Origin of the sequence: uncultured Capnocytophaga sp., from assembly GCF_963525585.1 — a bacterium.
In the GTDB taxonomy this organism is placed as follows: domain Bacteria; phylum Bacteroidota; class Bacteroidia; order Flavobacteriales; family Flavobacteriaceae; genus Capnocytophaga.
Map to the genome: position 1 here is coordinate 19,452 of NZ_CAURLX010000015.1, position 19,350 is coordinate 38,801.

Annotated in this window: 14 protein-coding genes; 12 read left to right on the top strand and 2 right to left on the bottom strand. The window is 38.6% G+C overall.

Annotation, left to right across the window (positions count from 1 at the left end; all coding sequences use genetic code 11):
- The 6 genes from ribH (at position 1) to RYK20_RS05370 (ending at position 10,936) form a co-directional block, all read left to right on the top strand.
- Positions 1-474 (top strand): 6,7-dimethyl-8-ribityllumazine synthase, encoded by a 474-nt coding sequence (gene ribH / locus RYK20_RS05345; RefSeq protein ID WP_297979656.1) that lies wholly within the window; start codon positions 1-3, stop codon positions 472-474.
- A gap of 188 nt (positions 475-662) precedes the next feature.
- Entirely contained in the window at positions 663-1,016 is a 354-nt protein-coding gene (locus RYK20_RS05350) for a 4Fe-4S dicluster domain-containing protein (protein WP_297979659.1), read from the top strand.
- A gap of 209 nt (positions 1,017-1,225) precedes the next feature.
- On the top strand, positions 1,226-1,813 hold the full coding sequence (gene ruvA / locus RYK20_RS05355) for a Holliday junction branch migration protein RuvA (protein ID WP_311456938.1): 588 nt from the start codon (positions 1,226-1,228) through the stop codon (positions 1,811-1,813).
- Between the two features lie 7 nt (positions 1,814-1,820).
- Positions 1,821-8,903 carry a cell surface protein SprA gene (gene sprA, locus RYK20_RS05360; protein ID WP_314894684.1) on the top strand — a complete coding sequence of 2,361 codons (7,083 nt, stop codon included), beginning with the start codon at positions 1,821-1,823 and terminating at the stop codon, positions 8,901-8,903.
- 141 nt (positions 8,904-9,044) lie between these two features.
- Complete coding sequence (locus tag RYK20_RS05365) at positions 9,045-10,283, top strand: transglutaminase-like domain-containing protein (RefSeq protein WP_314894685.1); 1,239 nt, start codon at positions 9,045-9,047, stop codon at positions 10,281-10,283.
- 74 nt (positions 10,284-10,357) lie between these two features.
- Entirely contained in the window at positions 10,358-10,936 is a 579-nt protein-coding gene (locus tag RYK20_RS05370) for a porin family protein (protein ID WP_314894686.1), read from the top strand.
- Positions 10,937-11,020: 84 nt separating this feature from the next.
- On the opposite strand, the gene RYK20_RS05375 is transcribed toward RYK20_RS05370, so the two are convergent.
- The gene (locus tag RYK20_RS05375; RefSeq protein ID WP_314894687.1) at positions 11,021-12,871 is read right to left on the bottom strand and encodes a M1 family metallopeptidase; all 1,851 of its coding nucleotides are present in this window, start codon (positions 12,869-12,871) and stop codon (positions 11,021-11,023) included.
- Between the two features lie 130 nt (positions 12,872-13,001).
- On the opposite strand from RYK20_RS05375, the gene RYK20_RS05380 reads away from it, so the two are divergent.
- The gene (locus RYK20_RS05380) at positions 13,002-13,778 is read left to right on the top strand and encodes a 3'-5' exonuclease (RefSeq protein WP_314894688.1); all 777 of its coding nucleotides are present in this window, start codon (positions 13,002-13,004) and stop codon (positions 13,776-13,778) included.
- 66 nt (positions 13,779-13,844) lie between these two features.
- Here the strand turns inward: RYK20_RS05380 and RYK20_RS05385 are convergent, their stop codons facing one another.
- Positions 13,845-14,516: a hypothetical protein gene (locus tag RYK20_RS05385; RefSeq protein ID WP_314894689.1), complete on the bottom strand. Its 672-nt coding sequence runs from the start codon at positions 14,514-14,516 to the stop codon at positions 13,845-13,847.
- 346 nt (positions 14,517-14,862) lie between these two features.
- Between RYK20_RS05385 and RYK20_RS05390 the strand changes: the two genes are divergently transcribed.
- From RYK20_RS05390 to RYK20_RS05410, 5 genes are all read left to right on the top strand, one after another.
- Entirely contained in the window at positions 14,863-16,218 is a 1,356-nt protein-coding gene (locus tag RYK20_RS05390) for a Na(+)-translocating NADH-quinone reductase subunit A (protein WP_314894690.1), read from the top strand.
- Between the two features lie 15 nt (positions 16,219-16,233).
- Positions 16,234-16,740: a ClbS/DfsB family four-helix bundle protein gene (locus tag RYK20_RS05395; RefSeq protein ID WP_314894691.1), complete on the top strand. Its 507-nt coding sequence runs from the start codon at positions 16,234-16,236 to the stop codon at positions 16,738-16,740.
- Positions 16,741-16,755: 15 nt separating this feature from the next.
- On the top strand, positions 16,756-17,982 hold the full coding sequence (locus RYK20_RS05400) for an NADH:ubiquinone reductase (Na(+)-transporting) subunit B (RefSeq protein ID WP_314894692.1): 1,227 nt from the start codon (positions 16,756-16,758) through the stop codon (positions 17,980-17,982).
- 2 nt (positions 17,983-17,984) lie between these two features.
- Entirely contained in the window at positions 17,985-18,722 is a 738-nt protein-coding gene (locus tag RYK20_RS05405) for a Na(+)-translocating NADH-quinone reductase subunit C (protein WP_314894693.1), read from the top strand.
- A gap of 6 nt (positions 18,723-18,728) precedes the next feature.
- On the top strand, positions 18,729-19,350 hold a 622-nt coding region (locus RYK20_RS05410), incomplete at its 3' end, for an NADH:ubiquinone reductase (Na(+)-transporting) subunit D (protein ID WP_314894694.1).

Genomic DNA, 19,350 nt, shown 5'->3' on the forward strand with positions numbered 1-19,350 from the left:
ATGGCAACGGAAAATAAGAACCTCTCTTCTTACCATAAAGAAGAGCTCCCAGAAATGGCAGGTAAGGTTATAGGAATTATAACCTCTGAATGGAATCAGCAGATAACTGGCAATATGCGTTCAGGTGCCACAGAAACTTTGCTAGATTGTGGTGTGCTTCCTGAAAATATCCTCCAATGGAGCGTTCCTGGTAGCTTCGAACTGGTTAATGCAGCTAAGCGTATGCTTAAGCATAAGGTAGATGCTATAATTGTTATAGGGTGTGTTATACAAGGTGAGACGAAGCATTTTGACTTTGTCTGCCAAGGAGTAACTAATGGAATTGCCTATCTTAATGCAACTCAAGAAGTACCTATTATTTTCTGTGTTCTTACAGATAATACCCTTCAGCAGTCCATTGATAGGAGTGGAGGAAAGCACGGTAACAAAGGTGTAGAAGCTGCTATTACAGCTATTAAGATGGCTTCTTTATAATTCTTATTTTGATTATAGACTACTTAATATCAGAGGATATTAAGTAGTTTCTTTATTTATATTAAGTATATTTTTCTTCTATTAGATCTAAAAAAGAAAACTATGCTTTTTCCTATGAGAATAAAATCGTATCTTTGCCCCTCAAAAACCTACCTGTACATTTAATTTATTACTAAAAAATAAACGAAATGGCAATTATTATAACAGACGACTGCATTAATTGTGGGGCGTGCGAACCAGAATGTCCTAATAATGCAATATATGAAGGAGCTGATGATTGGCGATATAGTGACGGAACCAATCTTAGAGGTAATATTATACTCCCTTCAGGCAAGCACGCCAATGCGGATGAGGTACAAAAACCCATAAGTGATGACTATTATTATATCGTTCCGGACAAATGTACGGAATGCTTAGGCTTTCATGAAGAACCTCAGTGTGCTGCTGTTTGCCCAGTTGACTGCTGTATCCCTGATGAAAATAATAAGGAGTCTCAAGAAGAATTACTTCAAAAAAGAGACTTTATGCATACAGAGGACTAATAAATTTCTCTTTTCTTTGATTTCTATAGTATTTTCTCTTTTTAAAGAGGAAAAGACTTTTTATGTATTCAATAATACGTAAATTGAATAAAATAAATAATAACAAAATTATAAAAATAGAAGTCTAAAGTTATTTTTTTTATAAAAGCACCTCTTATTTCAAGAAAAATCACGAATATTGCCTATTAAAATCAGATCAAAACCACTTTATGATAACACATCTACAAGGGCGATTAGTGGAAAAGACCCCTACTTATGTTGTTCTTGATTGTAATGGTATTGGCTATTGGGTGAATATTTCTTTGCATACTTTTTCAAAAATCCCTAATACTGAGTCCTTAAAGCTCTATACATACTTACAGATAAAAGAAGATGCTCACACACTTTTCGGTTTTTTAGAAAAATTTGAAAGGGAGATATTTTCTTTATTGATATCTGTTTCAGGAGTTGGAGCAAGTACAGCTAGAATTATGCTTTCTTCGCTCTCTCCCTCCCAGTTACAGAGTGCAATTATTAATAATGATGTCCGAACGATACAATCAGTAAAAGGAATAGGAGCTAAAACAGCTCAGAGAATTATTCTAGATTTGCGGGAGAAAATGACAAAATTGTCTTCTGAAACCCTTCCTACCGACACCCCTTCTTCTCATACCTACAAGGAAGAAGCGCTATCAGCCCTAGAAGTATTGGGCTATCCTCGTAAAGTAGCTGAGAATGTTATCCATAAAATTCTTTCGCATACCTCAACAGATTTTTCTGTAGAAGAACTTATCAAACAAGCTTTAAAACAATTGTAATTACCAAATGAACGCAAAATTAGTAATGAAATCTTTGTTTTTTTCTCTCTTATTGGTCAATGTTCTCTCCCTTACGGCACAAGAGAAGAAAGATGTACAAGAGAGCGTGAAAGATACTATAAAAACGAGTACTTCCCTCAGGAGACTATTGCTTAAGGATTCAGATAGAGTCTCTCGTAAGTATACCTATAATTCGGCACTTGATAAGTATGTATATACTGAAAAACTAGGGGAATATGATATTTCTACCCCTATGTTTCTTACCCCTAAAGAATATGAAAATTTGGTACTGAGGGAGCGTATGGGCTTGCACTTTAGGGAGAAAACACAAGCAATGCGCCCTAGTGAAAATGGGCAGAATAAGAATGCTCAAAGGGATTTATTGCCAGAATTTTATGTGAAATCTGAGCTCTTTGAGTCTATTTTTGGAGGAAATACCATTGATATTAATCCTCAGGGGAATGTAGCCTTTGACCTAGGTCTTCGCTATACAAGGAATGACAATCCGGCTATTAGTCCTGAGTATAGGAGTTCTTATGGGCTTGATTTTGACCAACGTATTAGCTTAGGGATTCAAGGAAAAGTGGGAACACGCCTTTCTATCAATGCAATGTATGATACACAGGCGACTTTTGATTTTCAGAACGTATTTAAGCTCGAATATTCGCCTAATGAGGATGATATTGTAAGAAAAGTAGAGCTTGGTAACGTCAGTATGCCTTTGAATAACTCCCTTATCACGGGAGCCCAGAGCCTCTTTGGGGTCAAGACACAATTACAGTTTGGTCGTACCACCGTGACAGGAGTATTCTCCGAACAACGCTCTCAATCAAAAACTGTTACAGCTCAAGGAGGAGGTTCTTTGCAGGATTTCGAGATTCGTATTCTGGATTATGACGAGAATAGGAACTATTTTCTTTCTCAATTCTTTAGGGATCAGTATGATACAGCCCTAGAAAATTATCCTTATATCCGTAGTAAAGTACAAATAGTACGTGTAGAAGTATGGGCAACGAATCGCTCCAATCGTACAGCTAATATTCGTAATATCGTGGCTTTACAGGACTTGGGAGAAGCTAGGTCTGAGAATACAAGGATAGCAGGGAATGCGCCTGTAGGCTTCTTTAGAGGATCTATAGGAAACCGACCTACCAATGAGGCTAATAAGTATGATCCTACCCGCTTGGGCTCTTCAGAGTCGGTACTAACCAGAGATATCCGTGATGTGGCGACTGTCCGTACAGGATTTGGTTCAATGGCTTCCCTAGTCAATGAAGGGTTTGACTATGCAATTCTGGAAAACGCTCAAAAACTAGAAGAAGGACGTGATTTTAAGGTAAATAAACAATTAGGGTATATTTCTTTAAGTCAGCGACTCAATAATGATGAAGTGCTTGCAGTAGCTTATCAGTATACTTATGAGGGAAATGTATATCAGGTAGGGGAATTTGCTAACGATGGGATTTCGGCGACTACCAATGCTTATATAGCAGGACAAAATAAAATTACCAATAACTGCTTGGTACTAAAAATGCTCAAAAGTAACCGCTTAGTAGTAGGAGATCCTATCTGGAACCTGATGATGAAGAACGTTTATACGCTTAATACAGCACAGATTAACCCTGATGGGTTTAGAATGAATATCTTCTATAATGACCCTTCTCCTGTGAATTATATCTCTCCAGTGGATGAAGCTACTTGGAATAGGGATCTTACAAGAAAAATATTATTGCAACTATTCAATTTCGATAGACTTAACGCTTATAACGACCCACAAAATGGAGGAGATGGCTTCTTTGATTTTGTAGATGGGATTACGATTGATCCCGAATATGGGAAAATTATCTTTACCAAAGTAGAGCCTTTTGGTAAGTTTTTGTATGATAAGTTAGGAGGAGGAAGTAATTATTATGACCCGACAGCTTACCAACCGACCTCTACTGCTTGGAATGCCAATCAGAAGAAATATGTATATCGTTCCCTCTATACAGATATAAAAGCAAAGGCTCTCGAAGATGCTGAAAAGAACAAATTCAGTCTGAAAGGGCGTTATAAATCGGTGGCAGGGCGAGGAATCTCATTAGGTGCTTATAATGTACCTCGAGGCTCTGTACGGGTTACTGTAGGAGGAAGAATATTACAAGAGGGAATAAATTATACGGTTAATTATCAGCAGGGAACGGTACAGATTATAGACCCTACCATTGAGAATTCTAATATGCCTATTCAGGTATCTGTGGAGAATAATCTTATCTTTGGAGGACAAAGCCGACGATTCGTAGGGGTAAATGTAGAGCACAAATTCAATGACAAGTTTATTGTAGGAGCTTCTCTGATTAATATGAGAGAACGTCCTTACACTCAGAAAGCTAATTATGGACAAGAGCCTGTAAATAATACTATTTTTGGATTTGGAGGGAGCTATTCTACCGAGATGCCTTTCCTAACACGTTTGCTCAATAAAGTCCCTTCTTTGCAGAGTGATGTTCCTTCTAATATCTCAGTTAGGGGAGAGATGGCTTTTCTTCGTCCTAGTACTCCTAAAAGTTCTGATTTTAATGGAGAAGCAACTGCTTATTTGGATGATTTTGAGGGCTCTCAAACTACAGTGGATATACGAGGCTTCCGTTCTTGGTCACTTGCAAGTACACCTTTGCGATTTGGGCAAGGTTCTTATCCGAATCAAACCCTCTATGGAACGAATCCAGAGGATGCTGATAACCTAAAAAATGGCTATGGAAGAGCTAAAATGGCTTGGTATACCATTGACCCTGTCTTCTATACCAATAATAAACCTAATGATGTAAGTGCAGCTGAGATTTCTAAGAATAGCACCAGACGCATCTATGTGAAAGAAATATTCCCAGAGAGAGAATTAGCACAAGGAGATTTATTAGTACAGAATACCTTGGATTTGGCCTATTATCCTAATGTTAAGGGGTCTTATAATAATAATCCTCAAGCAATGAATACGTTATCTGCTACAGACAAATGGGCAGGGGTTATGAGGGGAATTTCAGCAACCAATTTTGAGGAAAATAATATAGAATATATTCAGTTCTGGGTACTAGATCCTTATACTTCAGGAGAATTTACCCCTTCAACCAATGGAGAATTAGTCTTTGACCTAGGAAATATCTCTGAGGATATCCTTAAGGATGGACGTAAGCAGTATGAGAATGGATTACCGGGACTCTCTATACAATCACCTACTCATACTACTGCTTGGGGAAAAACTCCTGTAGCACAATCTCTTCTATATGTATTTGATAGTAATACGGAGAACAGAACCCTACAGGATATAGGGCTCGATGGACTTACAGATGAACAAGAAAGAGCTATTTATGCTAACAATATCTCAGAATTCCCTACAGACCCTGCTATGGATAATTATGAGTATTATCTATCACGTTCAGGGGGAATCCTCAACAGGTATTATAATTATAATGGAACCCAGGGGAACTCACCTGTGGCAGGAAGTAGCCAAGCTGCTTCACTGAATCCTGATGTAGAGGATATTAACCGAGACAATACAATGAGTACCGTGAATAGTTATTATGAATATCGTATTCCTATTCGTGGAAATATACAACGTACAGACCGCTATGTAAGTGATATTCGTGAGGTATATGCCGAAACGCCTAGCGGTCAGCCTATTCGTGCTCGCTGGATTCAGTATAAAATTCCAATAAAGGATGCCAATAGAAGAGAGTTTGGTGGAGGAGGAGACCTACGTTCAGTAACCCATATTCGTATGTATCTTACAGGCTTCTCTTCGGATGTAGTTCTTCGTTTTGGTACTTTGGACTTGGTACGTGGTGATTGGAGACACTATACAAAATCTCTTAAGGATGACCTTTCTGCACCTGGAACAGATACCCATACTGAAATAGGTTCTGTGAGCCTTATAGAGAATGAAGCTCGCCAGCCTATTCCTTACCGTATGCCTCCAGGAGTATACCGAGAACAGATTAATCAGAACAATACTATTGTTCGCCAAAATGAACAATCCCTCTCTTATACCGTATGTGATCTCAATGTACAGGATGCCAGAGGGGTATATAAATCGGTGAATGCAGACCTGCGTCAGTATAAGCGTATAAAAATGTTTGTTCACGCAGAACGCTTCAAGAATCAATCTTTAGCCAATGGAGAGATGGTAGCTTTTATTCGTCTGGGATCAGACTTATCAGAGAATTTCTATCAGGTGGAACTTCCTTTGCAAGTTACTCCTGCAGGGGCTTATCTGGAACAAGCTATCTGGCCAGACCAAAACCAATTTGATATTCCTATGGATGTTCTTACTCAGATGAAGGCTAAAGGAATTAATAGTGGTAATTTGGCGAATCTTACTTACTATGATGCAAACCTAAATCATATCCCTTCTCCAGCTACAACTCCTCATATAGCAGGACAGCAAAGGTATGCTATTAAGGGAAATCCTTCCTTGGGAGAGGTACAAGTTTTGATGGTAGGGGTCAAGAACGCTACTAATAATCGTATCTGTGGAGAGGTTTGGTTTAATGAGCTCCGATTGGCTGAATTGGAGAACAAAGGAGGATGGGCTGGTATAGCTGCAGTAGATATGAACGCTGCCGACTTTATGGAGATGTCCGTTACAGGGAAGATAAGTACTGTAGGTTTTGGTACGGTAGAACAGAAACCTAACGAGCGTAGCCGACAGGAAGTTAAGCAGTTAGATGCAATGATGAATATCAATGCAGGAAAGTTATTCCCTAAAAAATGGAATATACAAATCCCTGTAGGGCTGAATCGCTCCTCTACATTAGCTACTCCTGAATATGACCCTCAGTATGAGGATATTCGCCTAAAAGACCGAATCAATGCGGCTCAGGATGAGCAACAGAAAGAACTTATTAAGCAACAGGCTCAGGACTACACTCTTAGGAAAGGAATTTCACTCATAGGAGTGAAAAAAAATCTGGGAGAAGAGCAAAAAGCCAAAGTATATAGTATAGAGAATATAACTCTAAACTATGCTTATAACCAGATGGATCATCACGATTTTGAAATAGAGAACCAACGCGAGCAGAATGTACGTACAGGGGCTATGTATGCTTATTCTTTCGAGCAGAAGCAATTGCTTCCTTTCAAGAACAAACAGAGTGTTCGTACCAATAAGTATCTAAAATGGCTTTCGGAAGTTAATTTCAATCTCTTACCTAATAATATCTACATAGGACCTAATATTACTCGTACTTTTGCAAAACAACGTTTCCGTGAGATATATCCTTTAGGGGTGAATCCGAATAGCCAAGTTCCTATGCCTGAGTTACAACAGCGCAACTATCTCTTTGATTGGCAATATGGATTTAATTATTCATTAACCAAATCTCTTAAGGTAAGCTATGATGTAACCAATAGCAATATTGTTCGTAATTACTACCAATGGGAGAATGGGCAAAGGGTGATGAACAAAGAACTTTCCCTATGGAATGATTTCTGGAATCCAGGAACTCCTAATCATTTTATGTCCTCATTTAAGGTAAATTATGAACTGCCTTTGGACAAATTACCTTATCTATCTTTTGTGAAGGCTTCCTATTCTTATACAGGAGATTTCGATTGGCAACGAGGATCCGAGGCTCTTATAGAAGTGGCAGGGCATCAGATTAATAGAGTGCAAAATGCCAATACCCATAACTTTACTGCCAATATGACCTTTGATCGTTTCTATACTTCATTAGGAGTAAAGAATAAGGGAAGAAATGAAAAATTTACTGTAGCAGATCATCTTCTGCGCTTTGCAACAATGATAAAGCGTATAGGGCTTACCTATACAGAGACTAATGGAACGATGCTTCCGGGGTATCTTCCACAGGTAGGCTTCTTTGGCTCCTCTAAGCCTTCACTTCCTTTTGCTTTCGGTTGGCAGGATGATGATATTCGTTATGAGGCAGGAAAGCGTGGTTGGCTTACTAGCTTTGCCGACTTCAATGAGCAGTTCATTCAAGCTACTAATAAAAATCTAGGAATTACAGCAGGCTTACAGCCTACCGCTGATCTGCAAATAGACCTCAAGGCAGATAGGGAATATATTGATAATTTCTCAGAGACATTTAATGCGGTATCTGGCTATTATAATCCGTTGATAGGTAATAGAACCGGGAATTTTATGATTTCCGATAATATGATTCTTACCTCTTTCCTACATTCAGATGAGTATGGTTCTAAGGCTTTCCGAACCTTTAAGGAGAATAGGATTACGATAGCTCACCGCTTGGCTCATCAGAGAGGGATAAACCTTAATGACCCCAATAATATAGATGCGGATGGTTTCCCTAAAGGATTGGGTAAAAATAACCAAGCTGTACTGATGCCAGCTTTCTATGCAGCTTATACAGGACGTAGTGCCGAGAATGTCTCCTTGGATGCTTTCAAGCGTATTCCTATCCCAGGGTGGAATATCCGTTATACAGGGCTGATGCGTATGGAAAGCTTCCGAAAGGCTTTCAGGCGTTTCTCCTTGGCACACGGCTACCATTCTAGCTACACGTTGAGTGATTTCCGCACCAATTTGGAATATTACCAGAATCCTACACAACTAGACCAAGGCGGTAATTTCCGTAATGAAAAACTATTTACCAATGTGAACCTTGTGGAACAATTTTCCCCACTGATTCGTATAGATGCAGAGTTACAAAATTCATTAAGTGTAATGGGAGAAATTCGTAGGGATAGAACCGTTTCTATTAGCTTGGATAATAATTACCTTACAGAACTAATGCGTAAGGAATACCGCCTAGGGCTAGGTTATCGTTTTAAAGATATTAGCTTTGCTTCTCGCTTTAATGGACGTGATGTAATTATCAAAAGCGACCTGAACCTTAAGGCAGATATCGCTTTGAGAAATGACTTTACCGTAATTCGTAATATGGAATTAGATGATAATCAGGTGACCAACGGACAAACCTCTTGGCTAGCACGCTTTACAGCTGATTATGCTTTCTCTAAGAACCTATCGGGAATCTTCTATTTTGATTATTCCTTCTCCAAATATGCGATTTCTACGTCCTTCCCTATGACCACTATCCGCTCGGGAATCACAGTGAGATATACATTTAATTAAAAATAGATTAATCAGAAACATAGGAGAGCAATGGTTAAACCATTGCTCTCTGTTATTTAGGAGGTTGATTATTTTTAAAATTTTCTTTTTTTTTCTTTTTAAAAATCGTAATTTTGGGTACTAATCTAAAAATACATAGATATGAAAAAATATTTATTATTGTTCATCTTGAGTCTTTTTACCTCATTGGCAAAAGCTCAAATACAATCCGTAGTTTTGCAGAACTATTTCAATGATTTCCAAAAGGCACAGCTTACTCTACAAATACTTCATCAGGAGAAAAAATATGCAGAGGAAGAACAGCTACTTCTTACTTATATAAAGAAATTAGAAGAAGTGTCTCTTAGTGAAAAGGAGCAAAAGGACTACAAAAACCTCATTGGAGGGGTAAAGGCAAGTATGAATTATAATTTGGCTTGTGTACGAGCTCTGCAAAATAAGAAAAAAGAAGCCATTGTAGCTCTTGAAAAAGCAGTAACTTTGGGATATGATGATTATAGACAAGTAAAGACAGATAAAGATTTAGTCAATATCCGTAAGGAAAAGAAATTTGTTGCCTTGCTACAAAAGCTCAAAGCCTTTGATAAATTAGCACTATTGCAGCAATCGGGAGCTTATCAAAAAGAGCAAGCAGATACACTCCCTCATTTTACCTATCAAGCAGCTAATGATCCTTCTCTTGTGCAAGTAAGAAATTATTTTAAGCTGGATTCTGTAGCGGGAACAGGAGATGAACTCTCTAAGATTTTTAAGTTACTTCATTTTGTACATAATAATATCGTTCACGATGGTGGAAATTATGCTCTTTGTGAGTTTGATGCTATAGATATCTATAACTATCATAAAGCGACAAAAAAAGGAGTTAATTGCAGGCATTTGGCTATTACACTCAATGAAATGTATCTGGCAATGGGTATTCCTTCTCGTTATGTAACTTGTATGCCTAAAAATCCAGATGATTCAGATTGTCACGTAATTAATAGTGTATATTCTTCACAATTAGAGAAATGGATATGGATAGACCCCACCAATAATGCTTATGTAAAGGACGAAAAAGGGAATCTCTTAAGTATTGCAGAAGTAAGAGAACGCTTGATACATAGCAAGCCCTTGGTACTTAATGAAGATGCCAACTGGAACAATCGAGAAAAGCAAACCAAAGAAACGTATTTGGAGAACTATATGGCAAAAAACTTGTATTGGTTTTCTTGTCCACTACAAAGTCAATTTAACTCAGAAAGTCGTTTTAGGAAAACAGAAACTCCTTTTGTTGCTCTTTTGCCTACAGGATTCGTAAAGCCCAAAGGAAAAGAAAAATACATCACTAATGATCCTGATTATTTTTGGCAAAAACCTGTAATGATGACTAATGACAAATGATTAAAGAGTACTGATTTTGGCATAGTTTTTGTTATGTTAAAAGTGAAGATAAATATTTTAAATTACATATCTTTATGAAAAAAATTCTAATGACCGTAGCATTTGCGGCTCTTACCATAGCAGGAGCTAACGCACAAGTAAAATTCGGAGCTCGTGCAGGGCTTAATTTGGCTAATGTAGCTACCAAAGTAAATGATGTGAAAGTAGAAAGTAATATTCGTCCTTCTTTCTATGTAGGAGGTTTAGCAGAATTTGCCTTTAACGATGTCGTTCTTATGGAGGCAGGTCTTACTTATTCTAACCAAGGATATAAGGCTAAAGAAGGTAACGATAAGGATATGCAATACACCCTTAACCTTCCTATATGGGTTAAGTATGATTTTGCAGGCTTCCGTCCTAAAGCAGGACTCTATGCAGGTTATATTGTTGAGCGTAAAGCAGAATGGGGAGGTAGGACAGTAATAAGAGATAGAGGTGCTTACAACTACTTTGACTATGGTATCAGCTTAGGAGCAGAATATAACTTACCGAATAATGGTTTGTTCTTTGAGGCTTCTTACAATTGGGGATTAGCCAATTTGGTTAAGAATGGAGATGCTAAGAACTACCAAAATAACCGTACTATTTATATAGGGGTAGGGTATAAGTTCTAATTCTCTTACTGAAGATATGAAAAGCCGTTCCAAGATTAGGAACGGCTTTTCTCTTGTAATATAAAAAAACTAATACTCTTACTATTATTTTTGGAAAGTATTGTTATCTCTGTTAATATCTGTAGTGATATTTTCAGGATCAATAACTACTTTTTGAATATTTTCAAAAGGTATATCTACTTCAAAGGTATAAGTAGGATGTCCCCAACCCCAAGAAGGGAGCACTTTGCGTTCGTAGCTATAAGGATTTTCCTTTTCACCGAACTGCATACGGAGAGGGATATAGAAATAATGAGTTTTGTTATTTTTATCTACTACAAATACATCAGAAGGTAAGGGTAGCCTATCCACACGGCGTAGGGTGATGGAGGTTTTGTTGCCTTTTCCTTCTACTTTATCTACAGCATAATCCACGTGGTGAGGAGTCTGCATAAATTCATTAAGGTACCACTGAAGTTGCATTCCGGATACTTTTTCAGCACAACGAATAAGATCATTAGGCTGAGGGTGCTTGAAGGCAAAGTTTTTATAATAAAGTTGTAGGGTTTTTTCTACATTTTTTTCTCCAATGATATATTCTAGTTGTCTTAGGAAAAGAGCTCCTTTACTGTAAGAGGTGATAGAATAAGCATAATTGGTATCGAATCGGTCGGACTGATGCGTAGGAGTTTCTTCGTACTTGCTCTTAACATATCTGTCATAAGCTTTGTAGAAGCCTGCAAAAGGCACTTTTGCTCCTAGCATTTCAAGGGCACGATCTTGGATATAAGAACAGAATCCTTCATCTAACCAAGGATAGGCGGTTTCATCACTAGCAAGGATAAGGTGGAACCAGGCGTGTCCTAGCTCGTGTACGGCGGTACTCTGTAAGCGTTCAAATTTCTCTTCTCCTTGGATGAGGGTACACATAGCATATTCCATTCCTCCATCACCTCCTTGGATAAAGGAATATTGTCTCCAAGGATATTTTCCTACGAATTTGTTATAGAATTGGAATGCTTTAAGCATATCTGGCTGGATTTTCTTCCAGTTTTCAGGGTATTTCTTGTATAGGAAGTGAAGCGTCTGCCCATTACCTGCATCTAGCTTATCGTGGATGAACTGAGGATCCGCAGCCCAAGTGAAGTCGTGCACCTGTGGAGCATAGAAGTGCCAAGTACGGGTGTTTCCTTTTACTTTAGGAACTTTCACGCCTGCATCTTCGTAACCGAATCCTATTTCATTATTGTTCTGTAGATAACCGGAACCTCCTACGATATAGTTCTTGTCAAGGGTGATTTTTACGTCAAAATTTCCCCATACTCCATAGAACTCACGAGTGATATATTCGGTCGTATTCCAGCCTCTAAAATCGTATTCAGCAAGCTTAGGATACCATTGGCTCATTGAGAGGGCTACTCCATCAGGATTATTGCGCCCTGTTCTACGAATCATCACAGGAGCTTGCCCTACGAAGTCCATTTTCAGAACAGTAGAAGAATGGGGAGGAATAGGCTTGTTAAGATCTACTTTAAGGATTGTGCTTTCTGTTTTGTATTTTACAGGAACTCCGTCTTGAGAAAGGCTATTTACACGTAAGAAACCGATTTCTTCAGGCTTGAATTGGGAGATACGGCTTTGGTATTGAGGGTTTTCTTTGGTGCCGAGGTTATTCACCATTCGGTGGTCAGGGTCTTTGATTGTCTGTAGGCGGGCGTCCATTTCGCTCCCTGGTTGGAAAGCATTCAGGAATAGGTGATAGAAAACTACCTTGAGGGTGTCGGGGGAATTGTTGGTGTAGGTAAGTTCCTGCTTTCCGGTGTATTGGTAATTCTTGACATTCATATCAATGTCCATTTTGTAATCAACGTGTTGTTGCCAATACGGTGCGTTCTGAGCCTGTAGGATTCCGGCTGTACCAAGAGTCATAAGGCTTAACATTTGTTTGTAATTCATTGTGTTTATAATTTGTATTTGCGTACAAAGTTACGATTTTATGCAGATTTTTACAAGCAAAAAGAGAGTTTTTTCTTTTGAGAATCGTCTTTTTTCACTAATTTTGCCATACTTTTCAAACGCATATTATATGGAACTGAACTTAACACGTCCTATCTGTTTTTTTGACTTGGAAACCACAGGGATAGACGTATCCAAAGATCGCATTGTGGAGATATCCATCTTAAAAGTTTTCCCTAATGGAAACCGAGAGAGTAAGACCTGGCTGGTGAATCCTACCATTCCCATTCCTGTACAAGCCACCGCTGTACACGGGATTACCAATGAAAAAGTAGCGGGGGAGCCTACCTTTAAGGAGCTGGCTAAGCAAGTTCATAATTTTATAAAAGATGCTGATTTGGCTGGGTATAATTCTGACCGATTTGATATTCCTTTATTAGCAGAAGAACTCCTTAGAGCAGGGGTAGATTTTGACCTAAAAAACCGTGTAACGGTAGATGTACAGACCATTTTTCACAAGATGGAACAGCGCACCCTCTCGGCAGCTTATAAGTTCTATTGTAAGAAAACACTGGACAATGCTCATTCCGCTCAGGCTGATACTGAAGCAACTTACGAAATCCTCAAAGCGCAGTTGGATTGTTATCAGGAAGAACTTCCCAATGATATAAAGCAATTAAGCGAGTTCACTACACGTAAGCAAGCAGCCGATTTTGCAGGCTTTATTGTGTATAATGACAAAGGAGAGGAAGTTTTTACCTTTGGCAAACATAAGGGGCGTAAAGTAGAGGAAATTTTACAGGAAGAACCAGGTTACTTTGGCTGGATTCTCAATGCCGATTTCCCACTTTATACCAAGAAAGTACTTACAGCTATTAGGCTAAGGAAAGGATTGGGAAATGGATAGGTAAGAAATATAAAAAAACCGCTCTATAGAGCGGTTTTCTTTTTTATTAAAAACAGAGTTTATTTCTTAGAAATAAAGGTTTAATAATACTGATGCAGTTCCTAGACCTGTATTGGTATTACCAATGTTGAATCCAAATTTGCTACTTTCAACTCCAGTGTTAGCATCTTTTGATTTTTGGTATCCAATAGCTACAGCATAAGTATATTGAGCTCCTAAACCAACTTTAGGGAAAACAAAATACTCAGCTCCTACAAATCCTTGTGCTCCTACTAAGAAGTTGAAAGCATCTTTTTGAGGAATACCAAATCCTACAAGTCCATCAAAACCATAGAATCCTTGAAGACGAGTAGAACCTTTTCTCCATTCTTTACCATAACCAGCTAAAAGACCGAATTGAGTAGTAGCATCAACATCTTTTGGTTTTTCATAAGAGAAAAGGAAGTTAGCTGTATAACGGTCAGCTTTGTTATCAGCAGTGAATTTTTTTCCTAAGAAAGTAACAGAGTTAGTGAATCCAGGAAGTTTTTGAGCGTCATTGCTGTTGAAATTTACGCTGTTATTAGTACTTCCATTGAATGCATTTCCTACAAAGCTTAAAGCACTGTTAGCACTGAATCCGATTGACCAATCTCCTTCTTGAGGTAGGTAGTTTTCTCCTTTAGAAGAAACAAGTTCTTGAGCGTTAGCAAAGCTGAATGCAAATACAGCTACTGCAGATAAAAGAATTTTTTTCATCTTTTGTTCTAATTTTTAAGTTTAACGGCGCAAAGGTATAACATTTTTGCCAATAACCTAACAAAAAAGATTTTTTTTTCGCTCAAATTACCTAAATGATTGATTAACAATTCGGAAACTGATGTCTTTATTTAGCTATTTTTAACAAAAAAATGAATATTTCAGCAAAAAACATTGTTGTCTGAAGGGGAGGAGAGAATAGTTGGAAAAACACAAATAAACTGCTTATTTATAATAAATAAAAATAAGAAAATAAGGGTGTTAAAATACTTTTTTTACTTAATTAATTCAAAAAAAAGTGATACTTTTGCGCGACTTTTTTAAGAAACTAACTAATTTTTATCCTATGTCAAGTGACATCCGCATTCGAAAAGGGTTAGACATACACTTAGAGGGGGAGGCAGATAAGGTAACCAAGCAATTACCACTCTCGCCCCTGTATGGAATCAAACCCAGTGATTTTCACAGAATCATTCCCAAATTACTTCTCAGAGAAGGGAATGAAGTGAAAGCAGGTGAGGCGCTGTTCTTTTCAAAAAGTGATGAGCGTATTTTGTTCCCATCTCCTGTAAGTGGAACCATTAAGGAGATTATCCGTGGGGAGAGGCGTAAGGTGTTGGAAATACATATTGAGCCTAGTAAGGAACAAGTATTTGTGAACTTTGGAGAGAAGAATATAGCACAGATGGAAGCCGAGCAGATAAAGGAACACCTACTCAAAGCAGGTTGCTGGCCTTTTATTAAGCAACGCCCTTATGACGTAATTGCTAACCCTGACGGCAAGCCTAAGGCAATCTTTGTTTCAGCTTGTAAAACTCATCCGCTCGCCCCTGATTATGATTATATCCTCAAGGGTAAAGAACAACAATTACAGACGGCACTTACAGCTTTGTCCAAACTTACCACTGGCAAGGTGCACGTCTCTGTTTTCAAAGATAGTTCTTTGTCTCCTTTCCGTAACCTTAAGGATATTGAGATTCATAATGTATCAGGACCACATCCTGCAGGGAATGTAAGTACCCAGATTGCTAAGATCAGCCCCATCAATAAGGGAGAAGTGGTATGGGTGGTGAATCCTGAAGACTTGGTAGTAATAGGAGAACTTTTCTTAACAGGTAAGGTACATCTTACTCGTACAGTAGCTCTCACAGGCGAACGCTTCACCAACCCTCATTATGTAACTGCTATTGCAGGGGCACAAATAGGAGGAGTGGTAGCCAACCAGCTTAAGGAAGTAGCTAACACTCGTATCATTAGCGGAAATGTACTTACAGGTACACAAGTGAGTGAAATAGGCTTCTTGGGCTTCTATGACGACCAAATTACAGCCATTCCAGAAGGAAATGACTATGATTTGTTTGGTTGGGCAAAACCAATTTCTAATAAAGTTTCCCTTACTCGTGCCTTGACTTTCTCTTGGCTCAATCCTAAGAAAAAATATAACTTAAATACTAATACTAATGGAGAACATCGTGCTTTCGTGGTAACAGGGATGTATGAGGAGGTATTTCCATTGGATATTTACCCTATGCAGCTGCTCAAAGCCTGCTTGTATAAGGATTTGGACGAATTAGAGAACTTAGGAGCTTATGAAGTAGCCCCTGAGGATTTTGCCTTGACCGAGTTTGTATGTGTGTCCAAACAGCCACACCAGCAAATCATCAGAAATGGTTTAGATTTGATGATGGACGAATTGGGATAAAAGTTCTTATAGCATATGGCCAGACCCGCAACGAAGCAAGATTTAGAGGCTTTAGCCAAAGAAAACTACCAAAAGTTAGTTTCTTTGATAGAAGCATTATCAGACAAAGAGCGAGAAAAAGCATTTCCGGAAGGTACTATGAATAGGAATATTCGTGATGTCATAGGTCACTTGTATCATTGGCATTTATTATTCTTAAACTGGTACGAGGTAGGGATGCGAGGTGAGAAACCCAAAATACCCAAAGAAGGCTATACTTTTTCTGACACCCCTAAACTCAACCGAGAGATATGGGCAGAATGCCAAAAAATATCGCTTGCAGAAGTCCTTTCAAAGTTTGAAGTAACACATAATAAGGTTTTTCAAATTATAGAGAAACATACTGATCAGGAGCTTTTCACTAAGAAAAAGTATCATTGGACAGGGAGTACCTCGCTAGGCTCTTACTTAGTTTCGGCAACATCAAGCCATTATGATTGGGCTTTAAAACTAATTCGCAAATCAATAAAAAGAAATAATTAACTTATTCATAATAAAATGAGTTTAAAAAGTAAATTACATACACTAAAAGAAAAGTATAAGGGAACCAAGTGGGAAACGACCTTCAATGCGCTCCATACTTTCCTTTATACGCCTAATGAGGTAACTCACGGAGGTACACACATTAAGGCAGCAGATGACCTAAAGCGAACTATGAATACAGTGATTATGGCACTGATTCCTTGCTTGATTTTTGGTATATTCAATACAGGATATCAGCATCAGGTTGCTTTTGGTTCTTTAGAGCCTGTGGCTGGAATGTCTTTCTGTAGTGGAGACTTCTGGAGCTGGGCTAATTTCTCCATAGGAGCAATTAAGGTATTACCCCTTGTCATTATTTCTTATGCAGTAGGATTAGGGATAGAGTTTATTTTCGCTACTATCCGTGGTCACGAAGTAGAAGAAGGATACTTGGTAACAGGTATGTTGGTGCCTCTTATTGTTCCTGTAGATCTTCCTCTTTGGATGCTTGCTGTCGCAGTAGCTTTCGGGGTAATTATAGGTAAAGAAGTATTCGGTGGTACAGGTATGAATATCCTTAACCCTGCTCTTACTATTCGTGCATTCTTATTCTTTGCTTACCCAACATCTATGACAGGTGATAAAGTATGGGTAGAAGGAGCAGTACAACGCGCTAAAGACATAGCTGCTGGTGCTAATTTAGATGCTGTTTCAGGAGAAACTATCTTAGGTAACTTAGCACAAGGGCAAACAGGTACCTATCAAGTGTCAGACCTTTTCTATGGATTCATCCCAGGTTCAGTAGGGGAGACTTCTACTTTCCTCATTCTTTTAGCAGGTTTGTTCCTTATCTATACCAAAATCGCTTCTTGGCGTGTAATGGTGAGTATGTTTGTAGGGGCTTGGGTAATGGGAACTACTTTTAACTGCTTAGCACCTAGTATGGAGGGGACTTCTTTCTATGCCTTGTGGAGCTTACCAGCTTATCAGCACTTGCTTATAGGAGGTTTGGCTTTCGGAGCTGTATTTATGGCTACCGACCCAGTAACCGCAGCGCAGACTAATACAGGGAAATACATTTACGGATTCTTAGCAGGATTTATCGCTATTGCGATTCGTTGCTTTAACCCAGCTTATCCAGAAGGGGTAATGCTTGCTATCTTGCTTATGAACGTATTGGCACCAACTATTGACCACTTTGTGGTACAAGCCAATGTGTCTCGCCGTAAAAAACGCTTAAAACTAACTACTAAAACCGCATAATTATGGCAATCAAGACAGAAAGTAATTCGTATACAGTGATTTTCGCCATTGTGATGGTGGTAATCGTAGGAGCTTTGCTCGCTGGTATCTCGTCAGCGTTAAGTAGCGATATCAGCAACAATAAAAAGTTAGAAAAGAAACAGAATATCCTCTACGCTATGGGGGTAAATCACAACCAGGGCGAACTCGGAGGAGGTAAAGTAGAGTTTCTTTCTACAGCTGATGCAGAAAAAGAGTTTCCTAACTATGTGAAAGAGCAATACCTTATCAAAGGAAATACTGCTGAAAAAGTAGAAGGTGCTAACGACCTTATCAACTTCAATGGTCATCGTGAAGGGTTGCCTCTTTACGTAGGTGAAAAAGATGGAGCTACCCTCTATATAATTCCCGTAAGCGGACGTGGTTTGTGGGATGCTATTTGGGGATATATAGCAGTAGATAAAGACCTTATCGTACGTGGTGTTTTCTTCGACCACAAAGGAGAAACTGCTGGTTTGGGAGCTAATATCAAAGAACGTTTCTTTATGGACGACTTTATCGGAGAGCACCTATTAGACGCTTCTGGTAACTTCCAGAGTATCGAAATTTCTAAGGCAAATGGAGACGCTGAGAATACCCGTAAAGAAGATGGAAAAATTGATGCTATTGCAGGAGCTACCCTTACTGGTAATGGAGTGCAAGCGATGATAAGTGATGGCATAGAGCCTTATATATCCTATATTAAAAGTTTAAACAAATAAGAGACTATGGGACTATCAAAAAAAGATACAAAATTAGTAACTGACCCTCTATGGGATAACAACCCCGTAACAGTACAAGTGTTGGGTATCTGTTCAGCCTTAGCGATTACAGCTCAGCTGAAAGCGGCTATCGTAATGAGCCTTTCATTTACCTTCGTACTTGTAATGGGTAATGTAACCATTTCTTTGCTTAGAAATGTAATACCACCTAAAATCCGTATCATCGCCCAGCTGATAGTAGCTGCTGCCTTGGTAATCGTGGTGGACTTTGTGCTTAAAGCCTATGTGTACGACCTTAGCAAACAGCTATCAGTATATGTAGGGCTTATCATCACCAATTGTATTTTGATGGGACGCTTTGAGGCATTTGCTTTGGGTAATCCTCCAGGAAAATCGTTCTTAGATGCTATTGGTAACGCAGGAGGTTACTCTATCGCTTTGCTTATCGTAGCTTTCTTTCGCGAACTATTAGGTTCTGGTACTTTGCTAGGTTTCCAAATATTAGGAGACCCTATCAAGAAAACAGGAGTGTATCACTTAGGCTACGAAAACAACGGTTTTATGTTGTTAGCTCCTATGGCTTTGGTAACCTATGGTATAGTAGTGTGGGTACAACGCTCACGCAACA